Annotated in this window: 16 protein-coding genes; 7 read left to right on the top strand and 9 right to left on the bottom strand. The window is 61.5% G+C overall.

Annotated elements, in window-relative coordinates:
* Positions 1–181: 181 nt before the first annotated feature.
* The 4 genes from hisN to LDN82_RS14540 are packed head-to-tail and all read right to left on the bottom strand — an operon-like array spanning position 182 to position 4,074.
* Entirely contained in the window at positions 182–994 is an 813-nt protein-coding gene (hisN, locus tag LDN82_RS14555; RefSeq protein ID WP_224164720.1) for a histidinol-phosphatase, read from the bottom strand.
* 54 nt (positions 995–1,048) lie between these two features.
* Positions 1,049–2,164, bottom strand: a complete 1,116-nt coding sequence (gene rsgA, locus LDN82_RS14550) for a ribosome small subunit-dependent GTPase A (protein WP_224088027.1) — start codon at positions 2,162–2,164, stop codon at positions 1,049–1,051.
* Positions 2,165–2,166: 2 nt separating this feature from the next.
* Positions 2,167–3,552, bottom strand: coding sequence for a 3-phosphoshikimate 1-carboxyvinyltransferase (gene aroA / locus LDN82_RS14545; RefSeq protein WP_224164718.1), 1,386 nt, complete (start codon positions 3,550–3,552; stop codon positions 2,167–2,169).
* Positions 3,553–3,558: 6 nt separating this feature from the next.
* Positions 3,559–4,074, bottom strand: a complete 516-nt coding sequence (locus LDN82_RS14540) for a DoxX family membrane protein (protein WP_224088024.1) — start codon at positions 4,072–4,074, stop codon at positions 3,559–3,561.
* Positions 4,075–4,267: 193 nt separating this feature from the next.
* Between LDN82_RS14540 and LDN82_RS14535 the strand changes: the two genes are divergently transcribed.
* The gene (locus tag LDN82_RS14535) at positions 4,268–5,080 is read left to right on the top strand and encodes a sigma-70 family RNA polymerase sigma factor (protein WP_275964554.1); all 813 of its coding nucleotides are present in this window, start codon (positions 4,268–4,270) and stop codon (positions 5,078–5,080) included.
* Entirely contained in the window at positions 5,077–5,337 is a 261-nt protein-coding gene (rsrA, locus tag LDN82_RS14530) for a mycothiol system anti-sigma-R factor (protein WP_224088022.1), read from the top strand. Before LDN82_RS14535 ends, rsrA begins: the two co-directional genes overlap by 4 nt.
* Positions 5,338–5,630: 293 nt before the next feature.
* Here rsrA and LDN82_RS14525 read toward each other — a convergent pair whose 3' ends face one another.
* The 4 genes from LDN82_RS14525 to LDN82_RS14510 all read right to left on the bottom strand — a co-directional run bounded on the left by LDN82_RS14525 (position 5,631) and on the right by LDN82_RS14510 (position 11,736).
* A complete protein-coding gene (locus LDN82_RS14525; RefSeq protein WP_224164716.1) occupies positions 5,631–6,245 on the bottom strand; it encodes a PadR family transcriptional regulator in 615 nt (204 codons plus the stop codon).
* Positions 6,245–7,093 (bottom strand): DUF4097 family beta strand repeat-containing protein, encoded by an 849-nt coding sequence (locus LDN82_RS14520; protein ID WP_224164714.1) that lies wholly within the window; start codon positions 7,091–7,093, stop codon positions 6,245–6,247. The genes LDN82_RS14525 and LDN82_RS14520 overlap by 1 nt, the downstream gene beginning before the upstream one ends.
* An 83-nt stretch (positions 7,094–7,176) precedes the next feature.
* Positions 7,177–7,776: a GDSL-type esterase/lipase family protein gene (locus LDN82_RS14515; RefSeq protein WP_216923989.1), complete on the bottom strand. Its 600-nt coding sequence runs from the start codon at positions 7,774–7,776 to the stop codon at positions 7,177–7,179.
* Between the two features lie 141 nt (positions 7,777–7,917).
* On the bottom strand, positions 7,918–11,736 hold the full coding sequence (locus tag LDN82_RS14510) for a multifunctional oxoglutarate decarboxylase/oxoglutarate dehydrogenase thiamine pyrophosphate-binding subunit/dihydrolipoyllysine-residue succinyltransferase subunit (RefSeq protein ID WP_224164712.1): 3,819 nt from the start codon (positions 11,734–11,736) through the stop codon (positions 7,918–7,920).
* Positions 11,737–12,223: 487 nt separating this feature from the next.
* Between LDN82_RS14510 and LDN82_RS14505 the strand changes: the two genes are divergently transcribed.
* From LDN82_RS14505 to LDN82_RS14485, 5 genes are all read left to right on the top strand, one after another.
* A complete protein-coding gene (locus tag LDN82_RS14505) occupies positions 12,224–13,576 on the top strand; it encodes a hemolysin family protein (RefSeq protein WP_224164710.1) in 1,353 nt (450 codons plus the stop codon).
* On the top strand, positions 13,573–14,646 hold the full coding sequence (locus tag LDN82_RS14500) for a hemolysin family protein (protein ID WP_224164709.1): 1,074 nt from the start codon (positions 13,573–13,575) through the stop codon (positions 14,644–14,646). Before LDN82_RS14505 ends, LDN82_RS14500 begins: the two co-directional genes overlap by 4 nt.
* A 134-nt stretch (positions 14,647–14,780) precedes the next feature.
* The gene (locus LDN82_RS14495; protein ID WP_224164708.1) at positions 14,781–15,752 is read left to right on the top strand and encodes a zinc ABC transporter substrate-binding protein; all 972 of its coding nucleotides are present in this window, start codon (positions 14,781–14,783) and stop codon (positions 15,750–15,752) included.
* A 170-nt stretch (positions 15,753–15,922) separates the two neighbouring features.
* Positions 15,923–16,738 (top strand): ABC transporter ATP-binding protein, encoded by an 816-nt coding sequence (locus LDN82_RS14490; RefSeq protein WP_224164707.1) that lies wholly within the window; start codon positions 15,923–15,925, stop codon positions 16,736–16,738.
* Positions 16,739–17,629 carry a metal ABC transporter permease gene (locus tag LDN82_RS14485; RefSeq protein ID WP_224164706.1) on the top strand — a complete coding sequence of 297 codons (891 nt, stop codon included), beginning with the start codon at positions 16,739–16,741 and terminating at the stop codon, positions 17,627–17,629. It abuts the gene before it with no gap.
* On the opposite strand, the gene LDN82_RS14480 is transcribed toward LDN82_RS14485, so the two are convergent.
* Positions 17,626–18,093: a Fur family transcriptional regulator gene (locus tag LDN82_RS14480; RefSeq protein WP_224164705.1), complete on the bottom strand. Its 468-nt coding sequence runs from the start codon at positions 18,091–18,093 to the stop codon at positions 17,626–17,628. The genes LDN82_RS14485 and LDN82_RS14480 overlap by 4 nt on opposite strands.
* Positions 18,094–18,159: the final 66 nt, after the last annotated feature.

Raw genomic sequence — 18,159 nt, 5'->3', positions numbered from 1 at the left:
TGTAAAGAGGTTAGGCCACGCATCTGGCCTGCTCCAAAGTCGCTTCGCTTTGTTAAGCAGAATGTTACGAAGGGTCCGGAAACCGGGTTTTGGGCGAAGAAAAGACGGCGGATGCCCCGAAAAGGAGGCTTCCGCCGTCGAAAATTCTATACTCAGCCGGTTGGCCTGTTGGTCCGCCGGGTCAGAGGAGGTCATCCAATGCGGGGTTTAGCCGCTTGAGGACCTCCGAATGGAGGATGGAGTTGGTGGCCAGGGCGTTGCCGCCGAAGGGGCCGTCCTCGCCTTCCAATGAGGTGAAGCGGCCGCCGGCTTCCGTCACGATGGGAACCAGTGCTGCCATGTCGTAAAGATTCAGCTCTGGCTCGCAGGCGATGTCAACAGCCCCCTCGGCTACCAGGCAATAGGACCAAAAGTCGCCATAGGCGCGGGTGCGCCAGATGTCTTCCGTCAACCCCAGGAACTCGTCCAGATTGCCGCGTTGCTTCCAACCGGAGAGGCTGGAATATGACATTGAAGCATCGGCCAACCGCGAAACGTTGGACACCCTGAGCCGGGTGGCTGATGCCAGGGAGCGGCCCATGTAGGCGCCCATGTCCTTTGCTGCCCACCAACGCTTGCCCAGCGCGGGGGCGCTGACAACTCCAACGACGGGCTCGCCTTCGTCAACGAGCGCGATCAGGGTAGCCCACACGGGAACGCCCCGAACAAAGTTCTTGGTGCCGTCGATGGGGTCGATGATCCAACGCCGGGAGCCGTGGCCGCTGCTGCCGAACTCCTCGCCGAGGACGGCGTCACGGGGGCGCGAGCGCGACAATTGGCCGCGGATGGCTTCTTCCGCAGCCTTGTCGGCATCCGTCACGGGCGTGAGGTCAGGCTTGGTCTCGACCTGCAGATCCAAGGCCTTGAAGCGGTCCATGGTTTGGGCGTCCACGGAATCCGCCAGCACGTGGGCCAGTCGCAGGTCGTCGTTGTAGCTGGAAACGGGTTGGGTCATGCCACCAAACTATCGTGAAACGTTCCCTGCGGTTGGATCGCCTTGCGCCGACACTTAGTTGACCGTACCCAATTCCTTGGTCTCTTTCGCTTCCAAACGCGGGTCCGCGCCCAGCAGCCGCCGGAGCGAAGACAAACGGGCCACTCCGGAAGGACCCGCGTGTCCCTCGTTCACCCAGGCATCAAGTCCGCAATTGATGGCGCCGGCATCGTGCTTGCAACCGCGTTCACAAGCTTCTGTGCCCGGTTCCAGGTCGGGGAAGGAATGCAGGATGCGGTCGGGGTCCACGTGCGCCAGTCCGAAGGAGCGGATACCGGGGGTATCGATGATCCAGCTACCCGGTGGGGCGTCTGCCAGCTTCAGGGCCAACGCCGAAGACGACGTGTGCCGGCCCCGCCCGGTGACGGCGTTGACACCACCGGTAGCCCGTTCGGCTCCAGTCAGGGCATTGACCATGGTGGACTTGCCGACGCCCGAATGGCCCAGCATGACAGTGACTTTTCCATCAAGGTGGGCCCGCAATTCGGCAACGGCGCGGCTGTCCAGCCTCGCGGACAGTCCGTCGTCGGAGCGGGCGTCAATACCGGACGCTTCATCATCTGCCGTACGGCTGATGATGATCGGGAAGTCCAGGCTGAGATAGTTCGATAACAGCTCCGCAGGATCCTTGACATCTGCTTTGGTGACAAGCAGCAGCGGCTCGATCCCGGCGTCGTAGGCTGCAACCAAAGCACGGTCAATAAAGCCCGTCCGGGGCTCCGGATTGGCCGCGGCGACCACCACCACAAGTTGGTCTGCGTTGGCCACCACCACTCTTTCGATGGGGTCGGTATCATCAGCGCTGCGCCGCAGCAGCGTCTTGCGCTCCTCTATGCGGACCAGCCGCGCGAGGGTATCCGGCTCTCCCGATACATCGCCCACCAAGGCGACGAAATCGCCGGGGACGACGGGGTTTCGTCGCAGTTCACGCGCGCGTGCAGCGATGATAATGCGTTCATCGGAGGAGTCTTCTCCAACGATGGCGGTGTAGCGCCCGCGGTCCACCGTGATGATCCGGCCAATGACCGCGTCGTCATGACTGGGGCGGTCTTTGGTGCGGGGCCTTGAGCCTTTTTTGTTCGGACGGATCCGGACGTCGGATTCGTCCCAGGAGCGTGCGTCGCGGCCCATGGTCAGTTGCTGGCCTCACTGGTGACGGTTTCGTCCTTGCCCGTGCCCTGCTGCAGCATGGCCTCCCACATCTGCGGAAATTCGGGCATCGTCTTGGAGGTGGTAGCAATATCTTCCACCTGGACGCCCTCAACGGCGAGCCCCAAAATAGCGCCGGCCGTAGCCATGCGGTGGTCGGCGTAGCTGTGTACGACGCCGGGGTGCAGCGTGGCCGGGCGGATGATCAGGCCGTCAGCTGTTTCTTCTGCGTCTCCGCCGAGCCGATTGATTTCAGCGGCCAGCGCGGCGAGCCGATCGGTTTCATGGCCACGGAGGTGCGCGATGCCGGTCAGCCGTGAAGGGCCTGTGGCCAGTGCGCACAGCGCAGCGACCGTGGGCGCGAGCTCACTGGTTTCGTCGAAGTCGGCGCCTTTGATTTCCGGGCCGCCCTTAACCGTGAGAGTGCCGTTTTCGAGTGTCACCGTGGCACCCATCTCAACCAGGATGGACCGCCAAAGATCACCCACCTGGGTGGTCTGGGTGGGCCAGTTGGGGATCCGGACGGTTCCGCGGGTTGCCAGGGCTGCGGCAAGGAACGGGCCGGCGTTGGAAAGGTCCTGTTCGATCCGCTGGTCGAAGGCGTGGATGGGGCCAGGCGCGACCCGCCAGTGGTTGGGTACCGAATCGTCCACCTTGACGCCCACTCCGCGAAGGACGGAAACGGTCATATTGATGTGGTCCAGGCTGGGGACAGGCTTGCCGACGTGTTCCAGGTGCAGGCCTTCGGTGAATCTGGCGCCTACAAGCAGCAAGGCCGAAACGAACTGGGACGATGCGCTGGCATCGATCACCAGGTGGCCGCCCCGAACCTCGCCAGTGCCATCCACAGAGAAGGGAAGGGCCGACGGCGTCCTTCCGCCTTCGGTGGCGACAGGAACTCCGAGGGCGAGCAGCGCTTCGATGATGGTTCCCATGGGCCGCTTACGGGCATGGGGATCGCCGTCGAACGTGGTTGGACCATTGCGTAGCGCAGCTAAAGGTGGAACGAAGCGCATAACCGTACCGGCAAGGCCGCAATCGATGGCAGTCTCCGCACCCGAAGCCGAAGGATCCATGGGCGTGATCTCAAGGTCCGGTCCATAATCACCGTCGCCGGGTACCTCGGTGACGGTGGCACCCAGTTGCCTGAGCGCCTGAATCATAAGGACGGAATCGCGGGAGTGAAGGGGGGCCCGCAGGCGGGAAGGGCCGTCGGCCAATGCTGCGAGGACCAGGAAACGGTTTGTGAGCGATTTTGAGCCCGGCACCGTGACTGTGGCATCCACTGGCCTGGTGGCGTAGGGAGCTGCCCAGAGGGGCAGGGTGTCGACGGAGTTTGAACCCGTGTTTGCTGCGGTGGTACCTGTCATGCTTCCTTATGCTCCAACTGCGTTGTCTACGGCCTTGCGTACTGCTTTGTCTGCCCGCTTGAGCTGCTTGCCCGTGACCTTCCTGGCGTCGGCAGCCAGGTGCTCGGCCCGCCATGCAAGGCTGGGGCGGCCTTCAGTATCGACAGAGGCCAGCAAAACCCCGCCCGTCAGGGAAATGTTCTTCAGGAGTTGGGCCCGTCGTGCGCTGCGGCCGTCCTTGGTGCTGATGTCGGCTGAGCGCCACTCCACATAGGAGTTCAGCGCGGACGTCAACGCCAGAACGGTTGCCGCGAAGCGGGAGAATTTGCCAAGTCCAAGCAGTGCGCCGGCCCCCAGCTGCGCGCCACCGATGACCCGGGCCAGGACCTTCTCGTCGGTTGGGAAGGGCAATGACTCCGCGGCGCGGCGCAGGACCGGTGACAGTTGCCTGGCAGTGTCGTCCGCGTTCTTGAGCTTGTCCAGACCTGCGATGACGAAGCTGGACGCGAGCATCGGCCGGGCGAGAAAACGGATAACAGACATGTCTTGCCTCCTGGATGGCTTGTCACGATGGTTCATGACGTTATTCACTAAGTGCTGTGTTCAAGGGGTGCAGTCTGCTCTAGTCTTGCATCTTTGCGGAATATTTACCCAGCTGCTGCCGTTGTGAACAACAAGCACGGTGAAGGCCGGGCCGCGGCATGGTGTTGCCGCTTCGCTGAACGGAGTTGGTTTTTTGACCTTGGTTAAGGACCGCGTGGGTCTGCTGGAGGCTGGCTATCCTGCACAGCGGGATTCCCGGAAGCTGACAGTAGACTTGGCAACGATGAGCACCATTGAACCGGCCGCAGCGGCCATGTACGAAGCAGCCGATCCGTCCCCGGAGGACGGCGCAGGAGACGCATCGGCACGGGCCGACGTCGATGTCGCGACGGAAACTCCCGAACAGCGGCGGGAGCGATTCGAGCGCGACGCCATGCAGTACGTGGACCAGCTGTATTCAGCGGCGATGAGGATGGCAAGGAATCCCTCCGATGCCGAGGACCTCGTCCAAGAGGCTTACACCAAGGCGTTTTCCGCTTTTCACCAGTACAAGCCGGGGACCAACCTCAAGGCCTGGCTGTACCGGATCCTGACGAATACCTACATCAACCTCTATCGGAAGCGGCAGCGTGAACCGCTGCAGTCCAACTCGGACACGATTGAGGATTGGCAGCTGGCAAAGGCCGAGTCGCACACCTCTTCCGGGCTGCGTTCGGCAGAGGCTGAAGCCTTGGACCACCTGCCGGATTCCGATGTCAAGAGCGCGTTGCAGGCCATCCCGGAGGAATTCCGGTTGGCTGTGTACTTCGCCGACGTCGAAGGATATGCCTACAAGCAGATTTCCGAGATCATGAACACCCCGATCGGCACAGTCATGTCGCGGTTGCACCGCGGCCGGAAGATGCTGCGGGACATGCTGGCGGATTACGCCGCAGAACGGGGCTTCAAGGCCCACACCGAAGACCAGGCCGCGGCCGGGAGCAACAATCAGGAGAAAGAGCAATGAGCGACTGCCAGGGATTGGGCGATTGCGACGACACACGGATGCAGAGGATCTACGAGTACCTCGACGGCGCATTGACCCGCGAGGACCTCACAGACATCAAGCAGCACTTGGACACCTGCGAGGAATGCGCTGAGCAGTATGACCTTGAGTGCCTTATCCGCACCATGGTTAAGCGTTCGTGCACGGAATCCGCGCCAGAGAACCTCAAGAACTCAATACTTGACCGGATCCACTCCATCAAGCCGGTGGAGGCCTGATCCAACGCCGCTGATCCGTCGCCGCTGACAAGAATGGGCCGGGTCAAGGCCCCGCAAACGCCAAGGGCCCCGGAAACCGTATGGTTTCCGGGGCCCTCGCTGTTAAGCCTTGACGCTAAGCCGATGGCTTAGGTGTTGGGACGCTTGCCGTGGTTCGCGCCGCCGCGCTTACGGTCACGACGCTTACGTGCACGCTTGCTCATAGCTGGCCTCCTTCAATGATTGATACTCAATAGAGCTGCCCTCCAGTTTCGCACATCCGGACGTTCGCTCGCGAACCGGGTGGAGCATTGTCAGCTCCGCAGCGAATTCCTGATTGAGATGCGTGCTTGGTCCAGCACTGCACGCACTGTCTCGAGGGTTACGGGATTGAGTGGGTGGGAGGCGCTGTGTTGACGCAACTCCACGCGGATGTCATCGCGGAATGATTGGACCAGGAGCTCGGCCTCTTTGAGTATTCTGTGGCCTTCAGGGGAAAAGGCCGCCGTCCTGCTTTGGAAGGTGGCGGTCGTCGCAGTGCTGCGCGCGGCCTCCGCAGTAGCGGCGAGATCTGCCTTCAGCCCACGCATGTTGGATCTGATGTCTTCCCGAAGGTTGTCGGCCAGCCGCCGCACGGAGGCTGAGATATTATCCTCGACGTCGGCAAGCTCCTGCCGCCGCCGGTTCAGTTCCGCCAGCCCTGCTTCCGTGACGAAGTACTTGGTGCGGCGGCCCTCAGTCTCGGTAGCTACCAGGCCTTCCTCCTCCAGTTTCCCCAGACGGGGATAGATCGTGCCGGCGCTGGGGGAGTAGGTGCCGCCGAACCGGTCACCCAACGCCTTGATCAGCTCGTATCCGTGCTTGGGTCCTGACTCAAGCAATGCCAGGAGGTATAAGCGCAGGGCGCCATGCGCAAAAACAGGAGGCATCAGAGACCCGCCTCCCCAGGCACCGGCTGGTCATTTCCCGATGCCGGCGCTGTGCCGTGCATGATGTAGGTCTTGCCGGAGACAGTATTGGTCCGCACCAGCATGAGCCTCTCATCCGGACCGACGATGGTCTGCACCTTGCTTCCCGGCTGGGCATACATCTGGTCATCAATGATGACGGTGCCGCTGGCGGACTTGGCAACGATGTCCAGGCCAACATCGTGCGGCAGCCGGATGGTCAGGTCCCCTGACACCGAATTGGCTCCGAGGTCGTTGGTGTAGTCGTGGAGGTCGAAGCTGAGGTCACCGCTCACTGTGCTTGCCCTGACGTTCTTGAACCTGCCCGAGGCGGTGACTTCACCTGAAACGCTCTTGGCGGTCAGGACGCCGTCGTGGTTTCTGGCAATGACTTCGCCGCTGACGGTGTTGACGTGCAACTCACCGCTGGTTTCGTCGGCCATGACGGAGCCCGAAACTGTGTTGAGCCGGATCCGTCCCTCGATGCCGGAGACCATGCCATCGCCGTTGACTGTTCCCGCTTCGACGTCCACTCCGCGCGGAAGCGCGATCCCAACCACTACCGAGTTGGTGCTGGTGTTGTTGACGGTACCCATCAGGTTTCGGAACCAACCTTGTGGTCCTTGGAGCTGGTGGCGTACCTCCAGGCGACCGTTCACCAGCGTGATGGTCAGGGGGTCGCCGCTGATTTCGCTGACCTCGATCCGGACGAAAGGTTCGTCGTGGCTGACGACGTCGAACCTTCCCTTGACTATTCCAAGCTTGAGCGAGTGGACATCGTCCACATCGATGGTTTGTGGGCCCGTCACGGTCCAAAGCTCGTCAGACATGATCCCTCCAAATTGCGATATATCGCGTTGATGAAAACACGATATATCGCGAATGGAGGGAATGCAATGGTCCGACGGGAGTGCTACTCCGGCTGGGCGATGTTAAGCCACTGGAACCAGCCGCGGTGAAGCACGAGCCACGCAATCAATCCGTAGCCGGCCTGTCCTGGTGTCCCGCCATTGGCTGCGAGGTCCGTCCTCCACTGCTCGTGGTTCAGCAAGGGAGAGAAAGTGTCAACGTAGTGGTGGTTGCGGCGGGTGGTGACATCGGCAAATGCTGTATTCAAATCGGCCAGGCGTTTGTTGCGTGCCGGGTCAAGAGTGGGTGGAGGGCCCACCACGAACACTTCAACGCCACTGTGCGAGGCACCATCAAGAATGTTGGCCAGGTTCAACCGGCTGCGCGCCGTGGAAAGCCCGAACTCCAGGTCACGGCCGGAGAGTCCTATGACCAGCCGGTTCTCGTGCGAGTCGCTGAAACGGCGGCCCGCCTCGTCCTGCCACCGTGACGCTAGTCCTTCGGTGCCTTCCATGGGGCAGGGGAGTGAGAAGCTTTCCACCACGACGGTGTCCTGGGGCGTACGGGCCAGCACCCTTCCGAGCCAACCCAAGGCGCGGGGGTCACCCAGGCCGGCGAGCAATTCATCTCCTACAGCCGCGATACGCAGCTTCCTGTCTTCCACGGTTACCTCTTCACACTCGTTACGGTCCTTGCACGGCTTTTGGATCCGGGGCCGGCTTGATGAACCGGGTACCTGTCCCATTAAACAGAACTGCCCGGCCGGAAGTGCATTGACAGCACCTCCGGCCGGGCAGTTTCCTGGCTACTTGCGTTCGAACGCCTGCTTGATCAAGGCATCCTGCTCAGCAGCGTGGCGCTTCATGGAGCCCGCGGCGGTGGACGCAGATGCCGGACGCGACACGAGGCGGAGCTTGCGGTCCAGCTCCGGTGCCAGGTTCAGGCCCATGAAAGGCCACGGACCCTGGTTGGCCGGCTCGTCCTGGGCCCAGACGATATCAGCGTTCGGGTACTTGGCGAGCTCTGCATCAATCTCTGCCTTCGGCAGCGGGTACAGCTGTTCCACGCGGATAATCGCAGTCGAGGTGTCTCCGGACTTCTGGCGGTTGGACAGGAGGTCATAGTACAAGCGACCGGAAACCAGGATGACCCGGTCCACGTTGGCAGCCTCTACTTCGGGATCACTGATGACCGGCCTGAAGCCGCCCGTGGTGAAGTCCTCGACGGCGGACGCGGCGCCCTTGAGACGCAGCAACTGCTTCGGCGTGAAGATAATCAACGGCTTGCGGGGACGGCTGTAGGCTTGGCGGCGCAGCAGGTGGAAGTGCGACGCTGCCGTGGTGGGGTTGGCCACGATCATGTTGTCCTCGGCACAGAGCTGCAGGAACCGCTCGATGCGTGCGGATGAGTGGTCTGGCCCCTGGCCTTCGTAGCCGTGCGGCAGCATCAGGACGAGCGAGGAACGCTGGCCCCACTTTTGCTCAGCGGAGGAAATGAACTCATCAATGATGGTCTGGGCGCCGTTGACGAAGTCACCGAACTGGGCTTCCCACAGCACCAGGGCGTCGGGACGCTCCACCGAGTACCCATATTCAAAGCCCATGGCCGCATATTCGGACAACAGCGAGTCATAGATCCACAGTTTGGCCTGGTTGTCCGAGAGGTTGCCCAGGGGCAGCCATTCATTGCCATTGGCGCGGTCGTGGAAGACTGCGTGACGCTGCACGAAGGTACCGCGGCGTGAGTCCTGGCCGGCCAGGCGAACGGGCACGCCCTCCATGATCAGCGAGCCGAAGGCCGCGATCTCGCCAAAGCCCCAGTCAATGCCACCTTCCCGGGACATTTGCTCACGCTTCTCCAGCAGCTGCTTGAGCTTGGAGTGAACCGTGAAGCCCTCCGGGATCTCCAGGTGGGCCTTGCCGATGCGGGCAAGGGTCTCGGGGGAGATGGCGGTGGAAGCCGGCGAGTTGGTTCCGAAGTCCGCCTGCTGGGCAATTGGACGCTCGATGTCCGAGACAGCAGCAGAGTCAGCCGTAATGATCGGGATGGGGGACGTCTGCGCCGCATGCGTCTCAGCAAAGACCCGCTCAAGGCGTTCCTGGTAGTCACGGAGCAGTTGCTCGGCTTCTTCCTCGGTGATATCGCCACGGCCGATCAGCGATTCCGTGTACAGCTTGCGTACCGATCGCTTGGCCTCGATCAGGTTGTACATCAGGGGCTGCGTCATTGAGGGGTCGTCGCCCTCGTTGTGACCACGGCGGCGGTAGCACACCATGTCGATGACAACGTCCTTGTGGAAGCGCTGGCGGAACTCGTAGGCGAGCTGTGCAACGCGCACCACGGCTTCGGGGTCGTCGCCATTCACGTGGAACACGGGGGCCTGGATCATCTTGGCAACATCCGTGGAGTACGTCGATGAGCGCGAAGAGGACGGCGCCGTGGTGAAGCCAACCTGGTTGTTCACGATCACGTGGATGGTGCCACCCGTGCGGTAACCGCGCAGCTGGGAAAGGTTGAGGGTTTCAGCAACAACACCCTGGCCTGCGAATGCAGCGTCACCGTGAACCATGATGGGCAGGACCGGGAAGGACTCGCCTTGGTCCAGGCGGTCCTGCTTGGCGCGGACGATGCCCTCGAGCACGGAGTCGACTGCCTCGAGGTGGGACGGGTTGGCAGCGAGGTAGACCTTTGTCTGCTTGCCGTTGTCCGAGGTAAAGGTGCCTTCAGTTCCGAGGTGGTACTTCACATCGCCGGACCCCTGGACGGAGCGCGGGTCCTGCGTGCCTTCGAATTCACGGAACACCTGGGCGTAGGTCTTGCCTGCGATGTTGGTGAGCACGTTCAGGCGGCCACGGTGGGCCATGCCGATCGCGACTTCGTCCAGGCCGTCGTCGGCAGCGTCCGAGATGACAGCGTCAAGGAGCGGAATAAGCGACTCGCCGCCTTCGAGGGAGAAGCGCTTCTGCCCGACGAACTTGGTCTGCAGGAAGGTCTCGAAAGCCTCGGCTGCGTTCAGCTTGGAAACGATGCGCAGCTGCTCTTCGCGGCTCGGCTTGGAGTAAGGGTGCTCCAACTGGTCCTGGAACCACTTACGCTCGGCCGGCTCCTGGATGTGCATGTATTCGATGCCCGTGGTGCGGCAGTAGGCATCCCGGAGAACACCCAGGATGTCGCGGAACTTCAGCTGCGGCTTACCGCCGAAGCCACCCGTAGGCCATTCGCGGTCCAGGTCCCAGAGCGTAAGGCCGTAGGTCAGGACGTCAAGGTCCGGGTGCTTGCGCTGTACGTATTCCAGGGGATCCGTGTCCGCCATGAGGTGGCCACGCACACGGTAGGAGTGGATGAGCTGCTGGATGCGTGCAACCTTGTTGATCTCATCTGCGGGGTCAACCTGAAGGTCAGGGCTCCAGCGGACGGGCTCGTAGGGGATGCGGAGGGCTTCAAAGATTTCGTCGTAGAAGTTCTGCGCACCAAGGAGTAGCTGGTGGACCAGCTTCAGGAACTCCCCGCTGCCTGCGCCCTGGATCACGCGGTGGTCGTAGGTGGAGGTCAGCGTGAGGATCTTGCTGATGGCGTTCTGGGCGATGATCTTCTCGCTGGCACCCTGGAACTCAGCCGGGTAGTCAAGGGCACCGACGCCGATGATGGCCGCCTGTCCCTTGGACAGACGCGGCACTGAGTGAACGGTGCCAATGCCGCCCGGGTTGGTCAGGGAGACCGTGGTGCCGGCGTGGTCGTCAGCCGTGAGCTTGCCGTTGCGGGCTCGCTTGATGAGGTCCTCATAGGTGTGCCAGAACTCTGCAAAGTCCATGGTCTCGGCCTTCTTGATGTTGGGAACCATCAGGAGGCGGGTGCCATCGGGCTTGGGCATGTCAATGGCGATGCCGAAGTTGACGTGGGCAGGCTGGACGGCGCTCGGCTTGCCATCAATTTCGTCATAGTAGACGTTCATCGACGGGAACTGGGAGAGCGCGCGGACTACTGCGTAGCCAATGAGGTGCGTGAAGGACACCTTGCCGCCGCGGGCACGTGCAAGGTTGGAGTTGATGACGACGCGGTTGTCGATCAGCAGCTTGGCAGGAACTGCGCGGACGCTCGTGGCGGTAGGCACTTCAAGGCTGGTCACCATGTTGGTAGCGATGGCCTTGGCCGGTCCGCGGAGGACGGAAACGACGTCTTCTTCAGGAGCGGTGGGCGCCTTGGTGCTCTTGGGCAGCTGGGCAGGAATCGGTTGTGCGGCGTTGCCGCCGACGGGCTTCTTTGCTCCGTCCTTGGCAACTGTAGCCGGGGCTTTCTTCGCCGGAGCCGCAACCGCCGCTTCACCGGAAGCAGCCGCGGCAGGGGTGGTCGCAGGGGCAGCTTCGGGAGCAGCCGGCGCCGGTGCCGGTGCAGCCTCAGCCTGAGCTACGACGGGAAGTACTTGGGTGGGGGGATTGGCAGCGGCTGGGGCTGCGGAGGTTCCGTTGGAAGAAGTGCCGTCACCGGTATCGAAGGATTCGAAGAGCGGCCACCACTTGGCGTCGACCGAATTCTTGTCCTGCTGGTACCGCTCGTACAGTTCGTCAACGAGCCACTCGTTTCCGCCAAATTCCTCTGGTAGACGGTGGCTGGGCTGCTCTGGCACTTGAAATACGCCTCTTCCATGAGTTTTGATTTCCCGCTGGCCAAGGTTGCTTTTCCGCAACGATGCACCAGGGTCCGGGTCCCGCGAACTCAGACCTTTGTCAGTCTAGTTAGGATCGTTGGTTAACTGCCAATAGTGGTGACCTAAATCATGTTGAAGCCGACGTAATGCCAAGGCACTGCAGTTTCCTTCAAGCGCGTGGGCACTGCATGGGCCCGCGGGACCTGCCCTGTAGACTGAAACCCTTATGGACAGTAAATCTAGGTGCCGGCCTGGGAACTGTCGGGGGAGCCGATCAGGCAACTCCGCACAGCGCGCCCCTCGAGCCGGCAACACCCGTTCACATGCCCATCACGCGCCGGCCTTCCGAGCCGGTGGCGCCACGGACCATGCGTCTGCGGCCCCCGATCAGCCTCCGCCGGGGCGAATCTCCCCCTTCAGCGGAACTTCCAAACTGCAAGCGCCTGCCCTTGGAGGGATGCGCTAAGTGGAATGGGTCCTCCTCCTTGCCGGCTTTGCCCTGATTCTTGGCACCGGCTTCTTTGTAGCAGTTGAATTTTCCTTGGTCGCCCTGGACCAGGCAAGCGTTCAGCGCGCAGTCGACAACGGCGACCACGCCGCAGCTCCGCTCCTGAAATGCTTGAAGTCCCTGTCCACCCAGCTTTCCAGCTGCCAACTTGGCATTACGATGACCACCCTCCTGACAGGTTTCGTCATGGAGCCATCTGTGGGACAGCTGCTTGTGGCTCCTCTGGGCCTGCTTGGCCTCAGCCTGGAAGTCGCACACTCCATAGCCCTGGTTGTAGCGATGGCGTTCGCCACCCTGTTGTCGATGCTCCTGGGCGAGCTGGTGCCCAAGAACATGGCCATCGCCCTGGCATTCCCGCTGGGCAAGAGGCTTGCCCGTGCGCAGCTCATTTTCACTGCCGTCTTCAAGCCGGCGATCGTGGTGCTCAATGGCTTCTCCAATAAGGTGCTGAACCTGTTTGGACTGGAAGCGAAAGAGGAAATCTCGGGAGCCCGCACTCCGGCCGAGCTGGCTTCCCTCGTCCGGCGCTCTGCTGAGCTGGGCACGCTCGATGCCGGCACCGCAAACTTCGTGGCGCGAACCCTGAATTTTTCGGGACGCACTGCAGCGGACGTCATGACGCCGCGCATCCGGATGGAAACGATTGATGCCGACCAGCCGGTGAGCGACATCCTCGATGCCGCGCGGCGGACCGGATACTCCCGTTTCCCGGTGATTGGTGATTCGGCCGACGACATCCGCGGCGTGGTCCATATCAAGAAAGCAGTGGCCGTGCCTGCAGATCGTCGGGCGAAGCTTCAGGCCGGGGCGATCATGACGGACGTACTTCGTGTTCCTGAGACCATCCACCTGGATGCCCTCCTCTCCGAACTGCGCGAAGGAAACCTGCAACTGGCCGTCGTTCTTGATGAATATGGTGGCACCGCCGGGATTGCAACCCTCGAGGACCTGGTTGAGGAGATCGTTGGGGAGGTCTCGGACGAACACGACAGGGTCCGCCCCGGACTTTTGCAGAGCGCATCCGGCGACTGGTACTTCCCTGGCCTCCTGAGGCCGGATGAGGTGTCCGAACAAATCCCCAACCTGAGTGTTCCTGATGAGCCTGCCTACGAAACTGTGGGCGGTTATGTGATGAGCAAGCTTGGGCGTATTGCGAAGGTGGGTGATGTGGTGCAGGCCGGTGGCGGCACGCTGACCGTGACCCGCATGGACGGTCGGAGAATTGACCGGATCTGCTTCCACCACATTGAAGAAGATGAAGCGACGCTTGAGGACACGCAGAATGACCGCCACGAAGCAGGTGCCGTATGAGTGACTGGGCAGGAATTGCCTGGCTCGTGGTTCTTTTGATCGGCAATGCTTTTTTCGTGGGTGCGGAATTCGCGGTCATGTCCGCACGCCGCAGCCAGATTGAGCCTCTGGCGCAGGCTGGGTCGAAGCGGGCTCAAACTACGTTGCAGGCCATGGAAAGTGTGTCCTTGATGCTGGCCTGCGCGCAGTTGGGCATCACCGTGTGCTCGCTCTTGATTCTTCAGGTTGCCGAGCCGGCTATCCACCACTTGTTGGCGGAGCCGCTTGAGATGGTTGGCGTCCCGATGGAGCTGGCAGATGTCATCGCCTTTGCCATTGCACTCCTCTTTGTCACGTTCCTGCACGTGACGTTCGGAGAGATGGTCCCCAAGAACATCTCGGTGTCCGTAGCGGACAAGGCGGCACTGCTGTTGGCGCCGCCGCTGGTGTTTATCAGCCGCGTGGTCAAACCGGTGATCTGGACCCTCAACTGGCTTGCGAACCACATCCTCCGATTGATGAAGATCGAACCCAAGGACGAAGTGTCATCTTCATTCACCCTTGAGGAAGTCCAGTCGATTGTGCAGGAATCCACACGGCATGGCCTGGTGGACGATGACGCCGGCTTGCTCAGCGGTGCCCTGGAGTTCTCTGAACACACGGCCTCGCACATCATGGTTCCGTTGGACAAGCTGGTGGTCCTGAGGACAGCGTCGACTCCCGTTGAGTTGGAGAAGGCGGTCAGCCGTACCGGCTTCTCGCGTTTTCCCATGGTGGACGACGACGGCGAACTCGCCGGATACCTGCACGTCAAGGACATCCTCTCCATACCTGAGGAGGGTCGCCGCCATCCGATTGCCGAGGGGCGTATCCGTTCCCTGGCGAACCTCTCGCCGGAGGATGAGATTGAACAGGCGATGTCTGTGATGCAGCGGACCGGCTCGCATCTCGCCCGTGTTGTGGGACCGGGTGGCGCTACACAGGGCGTGTTGTTCCTTGAGGATGTGATCGAGCAGTTGGTGGGCGAGATCCGCGATGCTACCCAAGCGACGGGGATCCGCCGTCTGGGGGGTCCGCAGACCCAGCAATAGCGGGAAATTGTGGCTGGCGCCGACCCGGTTGGTCGGTGCCAGCCCTTCTAAATAGGAATCATTCCCATTTAGGGCTAGAATGAAACCACTTGGTAAATGTTTTTGATTCTCATTTGAGTAGATCCGAGGTTTCCGTGCGTCGTTCTGTCGCCCGCATGTCAATGGCCGCTTCAGCCGGCCTCGCCGCCCTGTTGCTTTCATCCTGTGCCGGCAGTGCCGGGGCAGGAGCCCCGTCTTCGTCGTCAGGCGCCATTGAAGTGGTGACCTCCACGAATGTTTACGGAGCCGTCGTGAAGGCCATTGGCGGGGACAAGGTCAACGTGAACGCGATCATCACCAAGACGAGCCAGGACCCGCATTCCTACGAAGCCAGTGCGCAAGACAAGCTGGTCATCTCCAAAGCCAAGCTCGTGGTTGAGAACGGCGGAGGCTATGACGAATTCCTCCACAAAATTGCCGATGAGACCAACGTCGGCCACGAAAATATGATCAGCGCCGTTGAGGTCTCGGGGTTGGCTCCGGAAGAGGAAAGCCACAGCGAAGCGGCGTCCTCCGAAGAGGGCCACAACCATGACCACGGTGAGTTCAACGAGCACGTCTGGTACAGCCTGGACACGATGGGCAAATTCGCTGACGCTGTGGCCAGCAAGCTCAGCAGCCTGGACGCTGCATCTGCTTCGACCTTCACCGCCAACGCCAACACGTTCAAGGCGAAGCTGACAGAGCTCAACGGGAAGCTTGCAGCCCTGAAGGAAGGCAACGACCACACTCCTGTGGCGATCACTGAACCCGTTCCTTTGTACCTGCTGGCAGCGGCCGGGCTGGAGAACAAGACTCCGGAAGCTTACAGTGCAGCGATTGAAGAAGGAACCGATGTCCCGGCGTCGGTCCTGAAGGAAACGACGGACCTGGTGGGCTCCGGCGGTGTCCGGCTGCTGGCGTACAACGAACAGACGGAAGGGCCGCAGACCGAATCCGTAAAGCGGGCTGCCGAGACTGCGGGCGTGCCCGTAGTGAACTTCACCGAAACCTTGCCGGAAGGCAAGGACTACGTGCAGTGGATGACCGACAACGTGGAATCCATCACGGCAGCGCTCAAGAAGTAGATTTCCTGACATCCCATTGCGGTGGGGGCCCCGTCGGCGTCCTAAGATATTCAGGATGGCTGCGGGGCCCTCTGTCTCTCACCAGCACAGAATCCTGCACCAGCACAGGCGCCACTCCAAGGTGCCACCACTAGTTGCGTTCCCAGCAACGCATGAATCGAGGACAACTTTTGACACCCGTAGTGAGCCTCCGCGGAGCGAGCCTTCAGTTCGGCAAGAGGACACTCTGGCGCGATCTTGATCTCGACATTCATCCGGGGGAGTTCTTTGCCGTCCTCGGGCCCAACGGAAGCGGCAAGACCAGCTTCCTGAAGGTCCTCCTGGGGCTTCAGGAACTGAAGTCAGGAACGGTTGCGTTGGGCGGACATCCGGTGGAGCGGGGCAGCAAACGGATCGGTTACATTCCCCAACAAAAGTCCTTTGCGCCGGATACGCCTTTGCGTGCACGCGACCTGGTAGGGCTGGGCATTGACGGCCACCGGTGGGGTATGCGGCTGGCTTCAAGGAAAGTAAACCAGCGGATAGATGAACTGCTGGAGCTGGTGGGAGCCTCGGACTATGCGAAAGTGCCCGTGGGGCAGTTGTCAGGTGGAGAGCAACAACGGCTTCGTGTGGCCCAGGCCCTGGCCACGGAACCCCAGGTACTCCTTTGCGATGAACCGTTGCTGTCTTTGGACCTGCATCATCAGCAGGGCGTCAGTTCACTCATCAACGAACAATGCCACGCCCGGAACAGTGCCGTCGTTTTCGTAACCCACGAAATCAATCCTGTGATCGACTACGTTGATCGGGTGCTCTACCTGGCCGGCGGCCATTTCCGCGTCGGGACGCCACAGGAAGTCATGACCACCGAAGTTTTGTCCGAGCTTTACAACAGCCACGTGGAAGTTATCCATACCAACGGAAGGATCGTCGTCGTCGGGCTTCCGGACGCGACCACGCACTTCCACGACGACGCGCACGCCACGGCTGGGCAGGAGTTCTAAATGGACCTCAACGGAATCCTGCAGACCATCTTCAACTTCGAGAACTATGGCGAATTGTTGGCACTGGTTCAAAACTCCATTTGGGCCGGGGCTGTCCTGGGACTTCTAGGCGGACTCGTCGGCACGTTCGTGATGAAGCGGGACCTGGCGTTCGCCGTCCATGGCATCTCTGAGCTGTCCTTTGCGGGTGCCGCTTTTGCCCTGCTGATCGGTGCCGATATCATTTTCGGCTCGCTGATCGGCTCAGTGGCTGCGGCACTGCTGCTGGGACTGATGGGTGTCAGGGCCCGGGACAAGAACTCGATCATCGGCGTGATCATGCCGTTCGGGCTGGGCCTGGGCATCTTGTTCCTTGCCCTGTACGAGGGCCGCGCCGCAAACAAATTCGGACTGCTCACCGGCCAGATCGTTTCCGTGGATACTGTCCAGCTCCAGGCACTCGTGGGAACGGCCGTCCTGGTGGTGATTGCCCTCGCGGCAATCTGGCGTCCGCTCAGTTTTGCCAGCGTGGACCCTGAAATGGCTGAAGCCCGCGGTGTTCCCGTTCGGGGCCTGGCGATCGGCTTCATGGTGCTGCTGGGGGTCAGTGTGGCTTTGTCCATCCAGATTGTCGGCGCACTGCTGGTTTTGGCGCTGCTCATCACACCGGCCGCTGCCGCACTACGGGTTACCACGTCACCACGCCTGGTGGTGCTTTTGAGCGTTGTGTTCGCGACCGCCGCTACTGTCGGTGGAATTCTGCTTGCCCTTGGCAGCCGGATACCGATCAGCCCCTATGTCACCACGTTGTCATTCCTTATTTACGTGGTGTGCCGCGTGATCGGGCGGGTGCGGGCCAACCGTGGCCTCAATGGCCGCGTCTCACGGGAGCAGCCTGCCGGCGCCCTTTAGAGCTTTCCGGCGGCCTTCCTGGCAGTGCATTCAGGGCATAGTCCAAAGATTTCCACGGTGTGCGCCACCTCGGTGAAACCATGCTCAGCGGCTGTTCGGGCCGCCCAGGTCTCAACCGCCGGGGCTTCCACTTCCACAGCCTTGCCGCAGTTCCTGCAGAGCAAATGGTGATGGTGTCCAGTGACGGTGCAGCGGCGGTATACGGCTTCGCCCTCCCCGTTGCGCAGGACATCAATGAGTCCGTCGTCGGCAAGTGACTGCAGGATGCGGTAGGCAGTGGCAAGGGAGACTGAGATGCCCTTGTTCTGCAGGAGGCGGTACAGTTCCTGGGTGCTGACGAAGTCGTCCAATTCATCCAGCGCCGCGCTAACGGCCAGGCGCTGCTTGGTGACGCGCTGCTCCTTGACGCCTGTCACCACCGGCGAGGCTGGGCCGCTCGTGACGGAATTGGTGCCTTGTGGCATTGAAAGACTCACTTCCCTGGAAACGCTGGCAAACCCCAATTTTACCAGTAGGGGAGGCTTGGAAAC

This window comes from Arthrobacter sp. StoSoilA2 (genome assembly GCF_019977195.1).
In the GTDB taxonomy this organism is placed as follows: domain Bacteria; phylum Actinomycetota; class Actinomycetes; order Actinomycetales; family Micrococcaceae; genus Arthrobacter.
The sequence above is the reverse complement of the archived record's forward strand: the minus strand, read 5'-3'. Positions and strand labels throughout refer to the sequence as shown.